Origin of the sequence: Neisseria dentiae (assembly GCF_014055005.1) — a bacterium.
GTDB classification, from domain to species: domain Bacteria; phylum Pseudomonadota; class Gammaproteobacteria; order Burkholderiales; family Neisseriaceae; genus Neisseria; species Neisseria dentiae.
Window position 1 is genome coordinate 2,599,482 of the sequence record NZ_CP059570.1, and the last position, 13,935, is coordinate 2,613,416.

Consider the following 13,935-nt stretch of genomic DNA (forward strand, 5'->3'; position numbering starts at 1 on the left):
TGGGCGAAATTGATGCTTATCCTTTTGCCGATACGGAGCTGACAAGCTGTTGGCCGATAAGGCCTATGAGATACTAATGCGATCGGGAACTTGGCAGCTGCTCTGGGGGGCACCCTTATCCCGCCAAAGGCTAACCGTAAGGAGCAACTGCCTTTTGACCGCTATCTGTACCGTTACCGCCATTTGGCAGAAAACCGCTTTTTGGATCTTAAACGTTGGTGGAGCATTGCCACGCATTATACGAAGAGATTGGCTTCATTTGTGACGGCAATAGAAATCCGGATTATTGCGATGCGGTTGAAAATATTGTGACTACAGTCGTAAGGGGGCGTTTGGGGGTGCTATTCAGGCTACCGAACAGAAAAATAATCTTTAATAAACCTAAACCTTATTATCTTTACTCATGCCTTGACGGCACCGTAATTTCTGCGTCATATCACTAAAGCGACCTTCGAGCAAATTGCTGATTTGGGGGTATTTAGCTCGGCCAACCGCTCAAAAGTGAACAGTGTCTGTAGGAAAAGCTAGCGTTGTTTACAGTATTTGAAAGACAATACTGCATGAACATCCATAAAAATACCCGGCTAACCCCGCATAACCGCCAGGCCATTTGGCGCGCTTATACACAAGACAAAATCAGTGTAACTTCGTTGGCACAACAATACCGTGTCAGCAGAGTAACGATTTACCGCATACTCAAAGCAGCCCGGTTGCGGCTGCTCACCCCGCAAAAAAGCACCAACAACCGCTTTAAACAAGCCAAATACGGCATGAAACGCCTGGCTAAAGTTGAGCGGGAAATCGAAGAGAAACTCAAAAAACAGGCAAAGCGTTACAACCAATCCTATCCCGGCGAAATGGTTCATTTCGATACCAAACGGCTGCCTTTGCTACAAAACCAAAAAGCAACCGACCCTCGGGATTATCTGTTTGTTGCCATTGATGATTTTTCCCGCGAGCTGTATGCTGCAATATTGCCGGACCGTACAGCAGCCAGCGCAGCCAAATTTCTTTTGCGCGATGTGATAGATTGTTGTCCCTATACCATCGAATGCGCCTATTCCGACAACGGTGTGGAAATCGTGGCAATGCGGAGCACCCGTTTGGCATTGCCTGTGTGCAAAACAACATAAGCCAAAAATTCACCCGTGTTGCCCGGCCGCAAACCAATGGTAAAGCCGAGCGGGTTATCCGTACCTTAATGGAAATGTGGCATGACAAGCATCCGTTTAAGGATTCGGCGCACCGGCAAAAAGAGTTATGTCGTTTTGTTAACTTTTATAACACCGTCAAGCCCCACAAGAGCCTGAAAGGCGACCCCCCTTTTGAGGTTTTACAGGCTTCATTCCCAACCTGTTGTGTAAACAACCCGACCATTTCCTACAGATAATCCATATTCCGTTTCAGACTGTTAAACGTACTTCTTAGCCGCTTATGCGTGTAATGAGATTTACCCGTTTCAGGGTTGGCGATACGCTCGTTTAGGAAGTTTTTATGCTGCTCAAACTAGCACCTTAGTGCGTGTTGAAATTGTTTGTGGTTACTGCTTTTCAGCATCAATGCGACTACTTTCAAATCTTGTGCGGCGGCTGTTTTCGGTTTGCGGGTCTGATAGTGGTTGATGGTTTTCAGTTGAAACTGTATCGGTATGTTGGGAAGCATCTGTATCAAACCCTGTCTGCCGTCATGGGTAATACTTTGTATTGTTATGCCTGTTCTATTTATTCTGCGAACTGCTTCGAGATATAGCACGTTAGTTTCATATTTGACTTCGTCTACCGATAAGGCTTGGTTACTAATGCTGTCATACAGAACTATGAGGCAGCTTTTTCAGATAGAGGCTGATGGTTTTGCGGCAGCAACGGAAGTGTTCGGCAGTTGTTGCGAGGTCTGTTTGCCGTCGGTGTAGAGCCGCTATAATTCGTCAGGATTGAGGCGGTGGCCGCCATCAAAGCGCTTCAGACAAATTTTGCATTGATAACGCTGCCTGCCGTTTCTGGTGACGTTACGTTTGGTGTTTTGGGAGATACAAAAAGGACATGTTTTGTATTCAAAACTTTTGAATCCTTGAAATCCTTTCAGGATAAGGCTTTCAAGGATTTTTAGCACTCATTTTGCCCCTTGCACCCGACTACACTGTCTAGCGTTGTTTAGTTTACACTTTTCGTTTTTTTGCATGAAAACCCATTGGTTCGATTTTTAAAGGGTTGTCAAGAATACCGAAAGGTACGGTTAAGTTGCGTAGTTCTCAAGAATGCTTAAAAAAAACACAAAATAATCATTTCAGCAAAAATAAAAGCCGTTTAGCATAAAATGTAAACAAACGGATCTTTTCCAACATTTTTTAATGCGTTTCGACGAAATCCGCCAACAGCCGAGCAAATTCGCCGGCCTGTGTGAGAAACGGCGCGTGGGCGGCTTTTTCTATAATATGCAGCTCGCTTTGCGGCAGATGGCGGTGCAGGTATTCGCCCATACGGGGCGGGGTGATGGAATCTTTGGCACCGAAAATCAGCAGGGCGGGGGCATGGATGTGCGGCAGGAAGGCGCGGGCGTCGGCGCCGGCAACGGCATCGAGCGCGGCCTGCATGGCGGCGGGCGCGCCGTGTTTCACGATGTCGGGCAGCACTTTTTCTAAAACCGGGTGTTGGTCTTTTGCATACAAAAATTGCAACTGGAGAAACTGTTTCATATATCTGTGATAATCTTGCTCAAACAAAACAATCATTTTCGCCAGCGCGGGGTTGCTCAAACCTTCGGGGTAGTCGGGCGCGGCCTGAAAGCGGGCGAAGCTGGCGGTCAGGCACAGTGCGCGCACTTTTTCAGGGTGGCGGTGTGCGAGATAAAGCGCCACCAGCCCGCCGAGCGACCAGCCGACCAAATAGGCGGGTTCGCTGATTTGTCCGGCGAAAGCGTCGGCTGCGGCGGCCACGTCGAAACCGCCGTTAAACGGCGCATCGCCGTGGCCGGGCAGGTTGAGGGCGCGGATATGCCAGTTTGCAGGCAGGCGCGGGGTTAAATCGTCGAAAATATGGCGGTTGGCCGCCCAGCCGTGTATCAGATAAACGTTTTTCGGGGAATGCGTCATGAATGTGCTTTCGTGGTGGCGGAAACGCCGGGGCAAAAAAGATTGCCTATTATGCCACGGCCCTGCGGTTTCAGACGGCCTGTGTGCAGGCTGTGCAGCCGATTTGTCGGTTTTGCATACCGATGCCGACCGTGTTTGCCCGTGTTGCGGTGAAATCAGCGCGGGCGGCACGATATGCGGCCGTTGCCAGCAAAAACCGCCGCCGTTCGAGCGGTTGTGGGCTTCGGCATATTACGAAGCGCCGGTGAGCAATATGCTGTATGCTTTCAAACACCGTGCCGACAGAAGCATGCTGCGGCCGTTGAGCGCCGTGATGCTGAACCACCCGCCGCCGTGGCTGGAAAACGCGCAGGCAGATTGCGTGCTGGCCATGCCCCTGAGCAAGCCGCGGCGGCTGTTTCGCGGCTTCAACCAAAGCGACGGCCTGGCCGAGGCGGTGGGAAAACGCTACGGTTTACCCGTGCTGCCGCACACGGCTGTTTTCAGACGGCATCATGCGCCGCAAAGCACGCTGAAACAGCACGAACGGCGCAAAAACGTAAAGAATGCTTTTGTATTAAATAATCAACATGTTAAGAATCGTAAGATATTATTGGTTGACGACGTTACTACCACTGGGGCGACGTTTGAAGAATTGGCGCGAACGCTAAAACAGGCGGGCGCTTCAGCGGTTTTTTGCTGGGCGCTTGCGCATACCCAATTGAAAAAATAACGAAATTTTTTTGACGCGCGCCGCCGCTTGCGGCATAGTGCGCAACTTGAGGCAAACAATCCATATGTTTACCGTAGTTTTATACCAGCCCGAAATTCCCCCCAACACGGGCAACATCATCCGCCTTTGCGCCAACACCGGAGCCGACCTGCACTTGGTGAAACCGCTCGGTTTCCCGCTGGATTCGAGCAAAATGAAGCGGGCAGGGCTGGATTACCACGAATTTGCCAAACTGGCCGTGCATGAAAACTTTGCAGACTGCCTGAAAGCCTTGGCGGGCCGGCGCATTTTCGCGCTCACCACCAAAGGCAGCACCCGCCCCGACGAGGCGGCGTTTCAGGAAGGAGATGTGTTTCTGTTCGGCCCCGAAACCCGCGGCCTGCCTGCGGAAATTTTGGCAAGCCTGCCGGCGGAGCAGAAACTGCGCCTGCCCATGCTGCCCGGCAGCAGAAGCATGAACCTTTCCAACACCGTTGCCGTGATGCTGTTCGAAGCATGGCGGCAAAACGGTTATGCAGGCGGTGTTTAACCGTTCCATCAATATAAATTGTTTGTTTGTGTGAGTTTATATCGATGAAATGGTTCCGGCCGTCTGAAAAGTATTTTTATTCACTCAAGAACTGGAACCTGTTTTGACACAAGCCAAACGAAATTTCTTTACCGCCGCCTTCGCGGCCCTTGCGCTGGCCTTTGCCACTGCGCCCGCCCAGGCCGACGCCGTAGTGAAAGCCGAAAAACTCAGCCCTTCGGCCAACCTGAGCTACAAGGTGGCCGGCAAGCGCTACAACCCTTTGAAAAAAGTTTCATCGTTCAGCCAAACCGGCAGCGCCTCATGGTATGGCAGCCAATTCCACGGCCGCAAAACCGCCAGCGGCGAGCGCTACAATATGCACGCGATGACCGCCGCCCACAAAACCCTGCCGATTCCCAGCTATGCCCGCGTAACCAATTTGTCTAACGGCAAAAGCGTGGTGGTGCGCATCAACGACCGCGGCCCCTTCCACGGCAGCCGCGTGATGGATGTGTCGAAAGCCGCCGCTGCCAAGCTCGGCTTTATCAATAAAGGCACGGCCAAAGTGCGCGTCGAGCAAATCGTGCCGGGCAGCGAGTCTGCCGAGAGCCAGGCTCAAAACGAAGCCCGCAATATTTATGTGAACCTGAAAAGTTTCGACACCAAGGCCGAGGCGCAGCAATATCTGAAACGCACGGGCAATCATTTGAAGTCGTCCGATATCGACCAAAAAGTGTCGGTGGTGAAGCAAGACGGCAATTATGTGGTGAGAATGGGGCCGTTCCAGCGTCAGGAACACGCCGATACGGTAAAAGGCCGTGTGCTGACCGCCATTTGATCAAAACCGCTCGGTTTGTTTCAGACGGCCTGCCTGAGTGCAGGCCGTTTTGTTTTGGGCGGGAAAGGTGATGAAGGGTTATAATGCAGGCCGTCTGAAAAATAACGAAAGAATGCCATGATTAGCAGGCTCAGCGGTAAGTTGGTCGAAAAAGCCCCGCCGCAGATCGTGATTGATGTGAACGGCGTGGGGTATGAGGTGGACGTGTCGATGCAAACCTTCTACCTGCTGCCGCCGCCGGGTGAAACCGTGCAGCTTTACACACAGCTGGTGGTGCGCGAAGACGCGCACCTGTTGTTCGGCTTTGCCACCGCCGCCGAGCGTGCCACCTTCCGCCAGCTGGTGAAAGTGAGCGGCATCGGCGCCAAAACCGCGCTGGGCATTTTATCGGCCATGAGCGCCGACGAATTGGCGCAGGCGGTGGCGCAGGAAGACGTGAAACGCCTGTCGTCCGTCCCGGGCATCGGCAAAAAAACCGCCGAGCGCATGGTGTTGGAGCTGCGCGGCAAGCTGGTGCCGGAAAACACCGCCGCCGGCTTGTTTGCGCCTGCCGCTGCTGCCGGCGAAACTGACGACGTTGTCAGCACGCTGCTGGCGCTGGGCTATAACGAACGCGAAGCCAAAGCGGCGGTAAAAGGCATTCCCGCCGGCACCGACGTAGGCGAGGGTGTGCGCTTGGCCTTGAAGAATTTGTTGAAATAAAAACGTTTCAGACGGCCTGCAAGCATTTTGCAACGGTTTTGCAATAAATGAGGCCGTCTGAAACGCCTTGCAGCCGAAAATCAGAGTAAACCGATATGATCAACCGAATTTTCAACTGGTTTGAATCGCGCATCGAGCCGTATCCCGACGATGCCCCGAAAACGCCCGAAAAAGGGTTGTTCCGCTTTATCTGGAGCAACCTCGACGGCACACGCGGCTGGATTTTGGCGCTGGCCGTGTTTACCGCCGGCATCGGCATTATGGAAGCGCTGGTGTTCCAGTTTATGGGCAAAATCGTCGATTGGTTGGGGCATTACACGCCCGCAACGCTGCTGGCCGAAAAAGGCTGGGCGCTGGCCGCCATGCTGGCGATGATGCTGTTTGCGGTGTTGTGGCAGTTTGCCGCCTCGAATTTGCGCCTGCAAACCCTGCAAGGCGTGTTCCCCATGCGCCTGCGCTGGAATTTCCACCGCCTGATGCTGGGGCAGAGCCTGGGGTTTTATCAAGACGAATTCGCCGGCCGCGTATCGGCCAAAGTGATGCAGACCGCGCTGGCGGTACGCGACGTTGTGATGACCATCGCCGATATGGTGGTGTATGTGGCGGTGTATTTCATCACCTCGGGTGTGATACTGGTGGCGCTGGATTCCTGGCTGCTGCTGCCGTTTGTCGGTTGGATTGTCGGTTTCGGCGCGGTGATGGCGCTGCTGATTCCCAAGCTCGGCAAAACCGCCCAGCGGCAGGCCGATGCCCGCAGCCTGATGACCGGCCGCATCACCGATGCCTATTCCAACATCACCACCGTCAAACTGTTTTCCCACGGCGCGCGCGAAGCCCGCTATGCCAAGCAGTCGATGCAGGAATTTATGGTAACCGTGCACGCGCAGATGCGGCTGGCGACCTTGCTGCAAACATGCAGCTTTTTCGTGAATACCTCGCTTACCGTTTCCACCGCCGCCCTAGGGATTTGGCTGTGGCACAACGGCCAGGTGGGCGTGGGTGCGGTGGCCACCGCCACTGCCATGGCATTGCGCGTGAACGGCCTGTCGCAATACATCATGTGGGAATCGGCGCGCCTGTTTGAAAACATCGGCACGGTCAACGACGGCATGGTCACGCTGTCGAAGCCGCACACCATCGTCGATAAACCGCAGGCGCTGCCGCTGAAAGTGGCGGCGGGCGACATCCGCTTCGAGCACATCGATTTTTCCTACGAAACCGGCAAACCGCTGCTCAACGGCTTCAACCTGCACATCAAACCCGGCGAAAAAGTCGGCTTAATCGGCCGCAGCGGCGCGGGCAAATCCACCATCGTCAACCTGCTGTTGCGCTTTTACGAACCGCAGAGCGGCAAAATCCTGATCGACGGCCAAAACATCAACGACGTTACCCAAGAAAGCCTGCGCGCCCAAATCGGCCTGGTTACGCAAGACACCAGCCTGTTGCACCGCTCGGTACGCGACAACATCGTTTACGGCCGCCCCGACGCCACCGAAGAAGACATGATGAACGCCGCCGAACGCGCCGAAGCCGCAGGGTTTATTCCCGATTTATATGATGCCAAAGGCCGTCGCGGCTACGATGCCCATGTGGGCGAGCGCGGCGTGAAACTTTCAGGCGGCCAGCGCCAGCGCATCGCCATCGCCCGCGTGATGCTGAAAGATGCGCCGATTCTGCTGCTCGACGAGGCCACCAGCGCGCTGGATTCCGAAGTGGAAGCCGCCATTCAGGAAAGCCTCGATAAAATGATGGCTGACAAAACCGTGATTGCCATCGCCCACCGCCTCTCCACCATCGCCGCGATGGACAGGCTGATTGTGCTCGACAAAGGACGCATCGTTGAAGAGGGCAGCCATGCCGAATTGCTGGAGAAAAACGGCCTGTATGCCAAACTGTGGGCGCACCAGAGTGGCGGCTTTTTAAACAGCGAAGCCTGACGGCGCGGCACAAGCAGGCTATGACCTTTGCAAAACTACCTTGAGGCCGTCTGAAATGCTTAAATTCCGTCATTCCCGCGTAGGCGGGAATCCAGCCTTCAAGCAATCAAATATTTTATTTCAATAACTTATAAAAAGCGACTGGATTCCCGCCTACGCGGGAATGACGATAATCTGATGTTTCAGACGGCCTAAATGAATTTTGCAAAGGTCTCAGGCTGTCTGAAATATAGTGAATTAAAATAAGAATTCCGAACTTTACTCCCCCTTACCAGCAGAAAAAAATGGCCTACCCGATAGAACTCCGACAAAAAGCAATCGAATATTACCGGCAATGCCAAAATGCAAGCCAAGTCTGCCGTGTATATGGTATCAGCGACAAAACGCTGAGCAGTTGGCTGCGACTCTATGAACAAACAGGTTCACTGGCGCATCAAGTCAAAGGTGGTAATGCCACAAAAATAGACAGGCAACAGCTTTCAGACTATCTCGAACAGCATCCTGATGCCTACCTGCACGAAATCGCAGAACATTTAGGGTGCAGCGCCCCAAATGTCAGCTACCTGCTCAAAGTCATGGGCATCACACGAAAAAAAAGACCACCACATACAAAGAACAAAAAACCGAACAAGTAGCCGCTTATCAACAAGCATTGAGCCAATATACTGACTATCAAGCAGTTTTTCTTGATGAAACAGGGTTCGACACCTTTTTTTACCGCCCTTACGCTTACTCGAAAAAAGGCGTACCCGTCAAAGCACAAATCAGCGGCAGAAAATACCAACGTATTTCATTGGTTGCGGCACAAATCCAAGGTAAAGGCAGCCTGATTGCCCCCATGACCTATTGCGGCACCATGGACGGCAGCCTGTTCGAAGCATGGTTTGAGCAAATGCTGCTGCCCGAACTGACGGAGAAATCCGTCATCATTATGGACAATGCCCGTTTCCACCGTATGGCGGTTTTGACTGAAATGGCGCAGAAGCAGGGACATAAAGTATTGCCCCTTGCTCCTTATTCACCCGAGCTTAATCCGATTGAAAAGGTATGGGCGAATATTAAAAAGCATTTGCGGAAAGTTTTACCTGCCGTGGGAGATTTTATGACTGCACTGCTACGTAGTTCTTATTTTAATTGACTATATTCAACCGTCGTTATTAGCTTCGCCAGTCCGCTGCGCTATCCCGCCTACGCGGAAATGACGAGATGCAAACCTTTTCAGGGTTTAATTGGTTTTTTTGCAAAGATTTCCGGCCGTCTGAAAACCGCTGCGGCAGACAATGTAGCCCAATGTAATATTTAGATATAAATAATAAATTGCTGAGAGAAAATTCATTAATTATCTATATCTACAAAACAATGTTTTTGCAGAAATATGAATTAATGAGAATCGTTATCTAAAAATGATTGAAATTATTGGTTTTTTCTAGCATTTTTTTAGCAGGCTAACTTTAAAACGTGTCTTAAATTGGATACAATTATCGGATATTTACCGGTATTTTATGTTAACGAAACCAGGTGTAGCTCATGTTGGCAAACTACTTCCCCGTATTGGTGTTCATTCTTGTCGGCCTGATAGCAGGCATCGTATTCTTGGCGTTGGGCAATCTGCTCGGCCCCAAGCGCCACTATGCCGAGAAAGACGCGCCGTTCGAGTGCGGCTTCGAAGCCTTTGAAAACGCGCGCATGAAGTTCGACGTGCGTTATTATCTGGTGGCGATTTTGTTTATTCTGTTTGATTTGGAAGTGGCGTTTATGATCCCGTGGGCGGTGGTGTTCAAAGACCTGACCGCCGCGCACGGGCAATATGCTTTCTGGTCGATGTTCGTGTTTATCGTGGTGCTCACGGTAGGCTTTATCTACGAATGGAAAAAAGGTGCGCTGGAATGGGAATAGATGGCGTTTTGAAAAAAGGTTTCGTAACCACCAGCGCAGACACTGTGCTCAACTATATGCGTACCGGCTCGTTGTGGCCGGTAACGTTCGGTTTGGCCTGCTGCGCGGTTGAAATGATGCAGGCCGGTGCCGCCCGCTACGACTTGGACCGCTTCGGTATTATTTTCCGCCCGTCGCCGCGCCAGTCGGACCTGATGATTGTGGCCGGCACGCTGTGCAACAAAATGGCGCCCGCGCTGCGCCGAGTGTACGACCAGATGGCCGAGCCGCGCTGGGTGCTTTCGATGGGTTCTTGCGCCAACGGCGGCGGCTACTACCATTATTCTTATTCGGTGGTGCGCGGTTGCGACCGCATCGTGCCGGTAGACGTTTATGTTCCCGGCTGCCCGCCCACCGCCGAAGCCCTGATTTACGGTTTGATTCAGCTTCAGCAGAAAATCAAACGCACTTCAACGATTGCACGGGATTAGGAGGGCGTGATGGCTGATGTGAAAACCCTGCATGAAACCGTTGCCCGCGTGTTGGGCGGCAAAGCAAGCAAAGTGATTTCCGCATTGGGCGAAATCACCGTCGAATGCCTGCCTGAAAACTATCTGGAAATCATGACCACCCTGCGTGATCATGCCGATTTGCATTTCGAATCGTTGGTTGATTTGTGCGGCGTGGATTACAGCACCTATAAAAACGAACCGTGGGAAGGCAAGCGCTTTGCCGTGGTGAGCCAACTGGTTTCCGTGAAAAACAACCAGCGCATCCGTGTGCGCGTATGGTGTCAGGACGACGATTTCCCTGTGGTGGATTCCTTAACTGAAATCTACAACAGCGCCGATTGGTACGAGCGCGAAGCCTTCGATCTCTACGGCATCCTGTTCAATAACCACCCTGACCTGCGCCGCATTCTCACCGATTACGGCTTTGTCGGCCATCCTTTCCGCAAAGATTTCCCGATTTCCGGCTATGTCGAAATGCGTTACGACGAAGCCGAAAAACGCGTCATCTACCAACCCGTAACCATCGAGCCGCGCGAAATCACCCCGCGCATCGTCCGCGAGGAGAACTACGGTGGCTAACAAATTAAGAAACTACACCATCAACTTCGGCCCGCAGCACCCTGCCGCCCACGGCGTATTGCGTATGATTCTGGAATTGGACGGCGAAACCATCGTCCGCGCCGATCCGCATATCGGCCTCTTGCACCGCGGCACCGAAAAACTGGCCGAAACCCGCACTTATCTACAAACCCTGCCTTATATGGACCGTTTGGACTACGTTTCCATGATGGTGAACGAGCAGGCTTATTGTCTGGCGGTAGAAAAACTAACCGGCATTGAAGTGCCTATCCGCGCCCAATATATCCGCGTGATGTTTGCCGAAGTAACCCGCATTCTGAACCACCTGATGGGTATCGGTTCGCACGCGCTTGATATCGGTGCGATGACCGTGTTCCTGTATGCCTTCCGTGAGCGCGAAGAGCTGATGGATTTATACGAAGCCGTATCCGGCGCCCGTATGCACGCGGCCTATTTCCGCCCCGGCGGCGTGTACCGCGATTTGCCCGACTTTATGCCCAAATACGAATCGAGCAAATTCCGCAACGCCAAAGTGCTGAAAAAACTGAACGAATCGCGCGAAGGCACCATGCTCGACTTCATCGAAGCCTTTACCGAACGCTTCCCCGGCTGCGTGGACGAATACGAAAGCCTGCTCACCGATAACCGCATCTGGAAACAGCGTACCGTCGGCATCGGCGTGGTTTCCCCCGAGCGCGCCCTGCAAAAAGGCTTTACCGGCGTGATGCTGCGCGGTTCCGGTGTGGAGTGGGATATCCGCAAAAAAGCCCCTTATGACGCTTATGCCAACGTAGATTTCGATATCCCCGTCGGCGTGAACGGCGACTGCTACGACCGCTACCTGTGCCGCATCAACGAAATGCGCGAATCCAACCGTATCATCAAACAATGCGTGCAATGGCTCAAAGCCAACCCCGGCCCCGTGATTGTCGACAACCACAAAGTCGCCCCGCCCAAACGCACCGAAATGAAAATGGGCATGGAAGACCTGATCCACCATTTCAAACTGTTTACCGAAGGCATGCACGTGCCCGAAGGCGAAACCTACACCGCCGTCGAACACCCCAAAGGCGAGTTCGGCATCTATATGATTTCAGACGGCGCCAACAAACCCTACCGCCTGAAAATCCGCGCCCCCGGCTTCGCCCACCTGCAAGGCATGGACGAAATGGCGCGCGGCCACATGCTCGCCGACGTGGTGGCCATCATCGGCACGCAAGACATCGTATTCGGGGAGGTAGACCGCTAATGTTATCCGCAGAATCTTTAAAACTGATTGACGTCGAGCTGGCCAAATACCCCGCCGACCAGCGCCGTTCCGCCATTATGGGCGCATTGCGTATCGCCCAAACCGAAAAAGGCTGGCTGGGCGCCGAAACCATCGAATATGTGGCCGATTATGTGGGCATCGCGCCTGCCGCCGCCTATGAAGTCGCCACTTTCTACAATATGTACGACCTGCATCCGGTGGGCAAATACAAACTCACCGTCTGCACCAACCTGCCGTGCGCCCTGCGCGGCGGCGTAAGCGCGGCCGATTATCTGAAACAGAAACTCGGCATCGGCTTCGGCGAAACCACTTCAGACGGCCTCTATACGCTGGTGGAAGGCGAGTGCATGGGCGCCTGCGGCGACGCGCCGGTCATGCTGGTGAACAACCATAAAATGTGCAGCTTTATGACCGAAGAGGCGATTGAAGCGAAACTGGCGGAATTGAGATAAAGGCCGTCTGAAAAACGCGTAGGTCGGGCATGTATGTCCGACGATAACAGTTCAGAATATTTTGTCAGGCATAAATGCCCGACCTACGAAACTCAGGAGAAACATCATGACCACCTACACTCCCTACCTCAGCTTCAACGGCAATTGCGACGAGGCGATGGCCTTTTACGCCCAGCTTCTGGGCGGGCAAGCGAACACCATGACCTTCGCTCAAATGCCGCCCACAGAAGGTGCACCGCCGCTGTCGGAAGCCGACAAGGCCAAAGTGATGCACGGCACCCTCGTCGTCAACGGCCAGCCGCTGCTGTTTGCTTCCGACACCCTGCCCGTCTTTTGCGATGGCGAGGGTTTCAAGCCCGCGCAAGGCTTTCATATTTGCATCAATGTGGACAGCACGGCCGAAGGCGAGCGCATCTTCAACGCGCTGGCCGCAGGCGGTCAGGTGCAAATGCCCTTTGCCGAAACTTTTTGGGCCAAGGGTTTTGGCATGGCGGTGGATCGCTTCGGCACGCCGTGGATGGTGTGTGCCGAATATATGGCCGGTTGAAACATCATTGATGGAAGGCATAGCCGAGAAGCATTTAAACAGTATGCCAAGGAGTGACCATGAACCAAAAAGTAAAAAATCTGCTGGATGACTGGCAAATTGGTAATCCCTCCTTGTATGAAATTGCCAATAGTGTGCGCACGAGAATATTGCAACTGGCAGGTACAGTAGACGAAGAAGTGAAATATGGCGGTATTCTGTTTGCCGCACCTGAACCGTTTTGCGGCATTTTTGTTTATAAGCAACATGTATCTGTGGAATTTAGTCATGGCGCCGAGATAGTAGACCCACACGGTTTATTAGAAGGAAAAGGCAAAGGCCGTCGCCATTTGAAATTACATACGCTTGAAGACGTAGAAAATAAGCATTTGACGGATTACTTACGATTGGCGCAAAAAGCAGCAGAATAAAATGCCAGCAAGAGTAGGTTGGGTTGAAAACCCAACACAAATCTAGGCCGTCTGAAAATAAAGAAAGGAAGCAGCAATGGAAGCAAAATGCCTGTGCGGTGCCGTATCGCTGAAAGTCGAAGCCGAGCGCAAACTGCATGCCTGCCATTGCGGCAAATGCCGCACTTGGGGCGGCGGTGCGGGCTTTACCCTAACGGCCAAAACGCCTGAAGTCAGCGGCGGCGGACACATCGGCCGTTATCGCTCGTCCGAATGGGCGGAGCGCTGTTTCTGCACACAATGCGGCACGCATCTGTTTGTGCAGGTGGGCGACGATTATTACATCAACGCCGGATTGTTTGCCGACAATGCCGGTTTCGAGTTGGAAAGCCAAATTTTTATCGATTGCAAGGCATCGTATTACGAGTTGGCCAACGATACGCCCAAGCTGACCGAAAGCGAATTTTTGGCGATGGTAGGTGGGCAAGAGTAGGTAGGGTTGAAAACCCAACACAAATGCAGG

General features: G+C 52.8%; 18 protein-coding genes and 1 pseudogene. 16 read left to right on the forward strand and 3 right to left on the reverse strand.

The features are described 5' to 3' along the window. The first annotated feature begins 90 nt into the window (after nucleotides 1-90). Both H3L92_RS13725 and H3L92_RS12130 read left to right on the forward strand, forming a co-directional pair. Nucleotides 91-312 (forward strand): hypothetical protein, encoded by a 222-nt coding sequence (locus tag H3L92_RS13725; RefSeq protein ID WP_211276404.1) that lies wholly within the window; start codon nucleotides 91-93, stop codon nucleotides 310-312. Between the two features lie 248 nt (nucleotides 313-560). Then, nucleotides 561-1,390 (forward strand): annotated as a pseudogene (locus H3L92_RS12130) (integrase core domain-containing protein). Between the two features lie 116 nt (nucleotides 1,391-1,506). On the opposite strand, the gene H3L92_RS12135 reads toward H3L92_RS12130, so the two are convergent. The 3 genes from H3L92_RS12135 to bioH form a co-directional block, all read right to left on the reverse strand. Continuing rightward, complete coding sequence (locus tag H3L92_RS12135; RefSeq protein ID WP_158088185.1) at nucleotides 1,507-1,662, reverse strand: hypothetical protein; 156 nt, start codon at nucleotides 1,660-1,662, stop codon at nucleotides 1,507-1,509. A gap of 252 nt (nucleotides 1,663-1,914) precedes the next feature. Continuing rightward, nucleotides 1,915-2,109, reverse strand: coding sequence for a transposase-like zinc-binding domain-containing protein (locus H3L92_RS13730; RefSeq protein WP_425451623.1), 195 nt, complete (start codon nucleotides 2,107-2,109; stop codon nucleotides 1,915-1,917). Nucleotides 2,110-2,344: 235 nt separating this feature from the next. Further along, on the reverse strand, nucleotides 2,345-3,088 hold the full coding sequence (gene bioH / locus H3L92_RS12140) for a pimeloyl-ACP methyl ester esterase BioH (RefSeq protein WP_085367181.1): 744 nt from the start codon (nucleotides 3,086-3,088) through the stop codon (nucleotides 2,345-2,347). Between bioH and H3L92_RS12145 the strand changes: the two genes are divergently transcribed. The 14 genes from H3L92_RS12145 to H3L92_RS12210 all read left to right on the forward strand — a co-directional run bounded on the left by H3L92_RS12145 (nucleotide 3,087) and on the right by H3L92_RS12210 (nucleotide 13,905). After that, a complete protein-coding gene (locus H3L92_RS12145) occupies nucleotides 3,087-3,800 on the forward strand; it encodes a ComFC family protein (protein WP_085367180.1) in 714 nt (237 codons plus the stop codon). The two genes, bioH and H3L92_RS12145, sit on opposite strands and share 2 nt — an antisense overlap. 64 nt (nucleotides 3,801-3,864) lie before the next feature. Next, nucleotides 3,865-4,329: a tRNA (uridine(34)/cytosine(34)/5-carboxymethylaminomethyluridine(34)-2'-O)-methyltransferase TrmL gene (trmL, locus tag H3L92_RS12150; protein WP_085367182.1), complete on the forward strand. Its 465-nt coding sequence runs from the start codon at nucleotides 3,865-3,867 to the stop codon at nucleotides 4,327-4,329. A 103-nt stretch (nucleotides 4,330-4,432) separates the two neighbouring features. Further along, nucleotides 4,433-5,149 carry a septal ring lytic transglycosylase RlpA family protein gene (locus tag H3L92_RS12155; protein WP_085367179.1) on the forward strand — a complete coding sequence of 239 codons (717 nt, stop codon included), beginning with the start codon at nucleotides 4,433-4,435 and terminating at the stop codon, nucleotides 5,147-5,149. A 117-nt stretch (nucleotides 5,150-5,266) separates the two neighbouring features. Then, complete coding sequence (gene ruvA / locus H3L92_RS12160) at nucleotides 5,267-5,851, forward strand: Holliday junction branch migration protein RuvA (protein ID WP_085367178.1); 585 nt, start codon at nucleotides 5,267-5,269, stop codon at nucleotides 5,849-5,851. Nucleotides 5,852-5,946: 95 nt separating this feature from the next. After that, nucleotides 5,947-7,788: an ABC transporter ATP-binding protein gene (locus H3L92_RS12165; RefSeq protein WP_085367177.1), complete on the forward strand. Its 1,842-nt coding sequence runs from the start codon at nucleotides 5,947-5,949 to the stop codon at nucleotides 7,786-7,788. A gap of 284 nt (nucleotides 7,789-8,072) precedes the next feature. After that, a protein-coding gene (locus H3L92_RS12170; protein ID WP_115336254.1) for an IS630 family transposase occupies nucleotides 8,073-8,926 on the forward strand; the annotation gives its coding sequence in 2 pieces (ribosomal slippage) (nucleotides 8,073-8,388 and nucleotides 8,388-8,926; 855 coding nt in all). 389 nt (nucleotides 8,927-9,315) lie between these two features. Then, a complete protein-coding gene (gene ndhC / locus H3L92_RS12175) occupies nucleotides 9,316-9,684 on the forward strand; it encodes an NADH-quinone oxidoreductase subunit A (protein WP_085365815.1) in 369 nt (122 codons plus the stop codon). Then, entirely contained in the window at nucleotides 9,675-10,154 is a 480-nt protein-coding gene (locus H3L92_RS12180) for a NuoB/complex I 20 kDa subunit family protein (RefSeq protein WP_085365816.1), read from the forward strand. The genes ndhC and H3L92_RS12180 overlap by 10 nt, the downstream gene beginning before the upstream one ends. Nucleotides 10,155-10,163: 9 nt before the next feature. Next, nucleotides 10,164-10,754, forward strand: coding sequence for an NADH-quinone oxidoreductase subunit C (locus H3L92_RS12185; protein WP_085365817.1), 591 nt, complete (start codon nucleotides 10,164-10,166; stop codon nucleotides 10,752-10,754). Continuing rightward, complete coding sequence (gene nuoD / locus H3L92_RS12190; RefSeq protein ID WP_085365818.1) at nucleotides 10,747-12,003, forward strand: NADH dehydrogenase (quinone) subunit D; 1,257 nt, start codon at nucleotides 10,747-10,749, stop codon at nucleotides 12,001-12,003. The genes H3L92_RS12185 and nuoD overlap by 8 nt, the downstream gene beginning before the upstream one ends. Next, nucleotides 12,003-12,476, forward strand: coding sequence for an NADH-quinone oxidoreductase subunit NuoE (gene nuoE / locus H3L92_RS12195; protein WP_085365819.1), 474 nt, complete (start codon nucleotides 12,003-12,005; stop codon nucleotides 12,474-12,476). The genes nuoD and nuoE overlap by 1 nt, the downstream gene beginning before the upstream one ends. Before the next feature lie 106 nt (nucleotides 12,477-12,582). Then, complete coding sequence (locus H3L92_RS12200) at nucleotides 12,583-13,023, forward strand: VOC family protein (RefSeq protein WP_085365820.1); 441 nt, start codon at nucleotides 12,583-12,585, stop codon at nucleotides 13,021-13,023. Nucleotides 13,024-13,082: 59 nt separating this feature from the next. Continuing rightward, entirely contained in the window at nucleotides 13,083-13,433 is a 351-nt protein-coding gene (locus tag H3L92_RS12205; RefSeq protein WP_085365821.1) for a DUF1801 domain-containing protein, read from the forward strand. Nucleotides 13,434-13,509: 76 nt separating this feature from the next. Next, nucleotides 13,510-13,905 carry a GFA family protein gene (locus H3L92_RS12210; protein ID WP_085365822.1) on the forward strand — a complete coding sequence of 132 codons (396 nt, stop codon included), beginning with the start codon at nucleotides 13,510-13,512 and terminating at the stop codon, nucleotides 13,903-13,905. Nucleotides 13,906-13,935 lie beyond the last annotated feature (30 nt).

What these genes read in the sequence shown, in the direction of transcription:
- H3L92_RS12135 (WP_158088185.1), bottom strand. Translation starts at nt 1,662, where the DNA reads ATGCTTCCCAACATACCGATACAGTTTCAACTGAAAACCATCAACCAC.
- H3L92_RS12145 (WP_085367180.1), top strand. Translation starts at nt 3,087, where the DNA reads ATGAATGTGCTTTCGTGGTGGCGGAAACGCCGGGGCAAAAAAGATTGC.
- bioH (WP_085367181.1), bottom strand. Translation starts at nt 3,088, where the DNA reads ATGACGCATTCCCCGAAAAACGTTTATCTGATACACGGCTGGGCGGCC.
- trmL (WP_085367182.1), top strand. Translation starts at nt 3,865, where the DNA reads ATGTTTACCGTAGTTTTATACCAGCCCGAAATTCCCCCCAACACGGGC.
- ruvA (WP_085367178.1), top strand. Translation starts at nt 5,267, where the DNA reads ATGATTAGCAGGCTCAGCGGTAAGTTGGTCGAAAAAGCCCCGCCGCAG.
- H3L92_RS12165 (WP_085367177.1), top strand. Translation starts at nt 5,947, where the DNA reads ATGATCAACCGAATTTTCAACTGGTTTGAATCGCGCATCGAGCCGTAT.
- ndhC (WP_085365815.1), top strand. Translation starts at nt 9,316, where the DNA reads ATGTTGGCAAACTACTTCCCCGTATTGGTGTTCATTCTTGTCGGCCTG.
- H3L92_RS12180 (WP_085365816.1), top strand. Translation starts at nt 9,675, where the DNA reads ATGGGAATAGATGGCGTTTTGAAAAAAGGTTTCGTAACCACCAGCGCA.
- H3L92_RS12185 (WP_085365817.1), top strand. Translation starts at nt 10,164, where the DNA reads ATGGCTGATGTGAAAACCCTGCATGAAACCGTTGCCCGCGTGTTGGGC.
- nuoE (WP_085365819.1), top strand. Translation starts at nt 12,003, where the DNA reads ATGTTATCCGCAGAATCTTTAAAACTGATTGACGTCGAGCTGGCCAAA.
- H3L92_RS12200 (WP_085365820.1), top strand. Translation starts at nt 12,583, where the DNA reads ATGACCACCTACACTCCCTACCTCAGCTTCAACGGCAATTGCGACGAG.
- H3L92_RS12205 (WP_085365821.1), top strand. Translation starts at nt 13,083, where the DNA reads ATGAACCAAAAAGTAAAAAATCTGCTGGATGACTGGCAAATTGGTAAT.
- H3L92_RS12210 (WP_085365822.1), top strand. Translation starts at nt 13,510, where the DNA reads ATGGAAGCAAAATGCCTGTGCGGTGCCGTATCGCTGAAAGTCGAAGCC.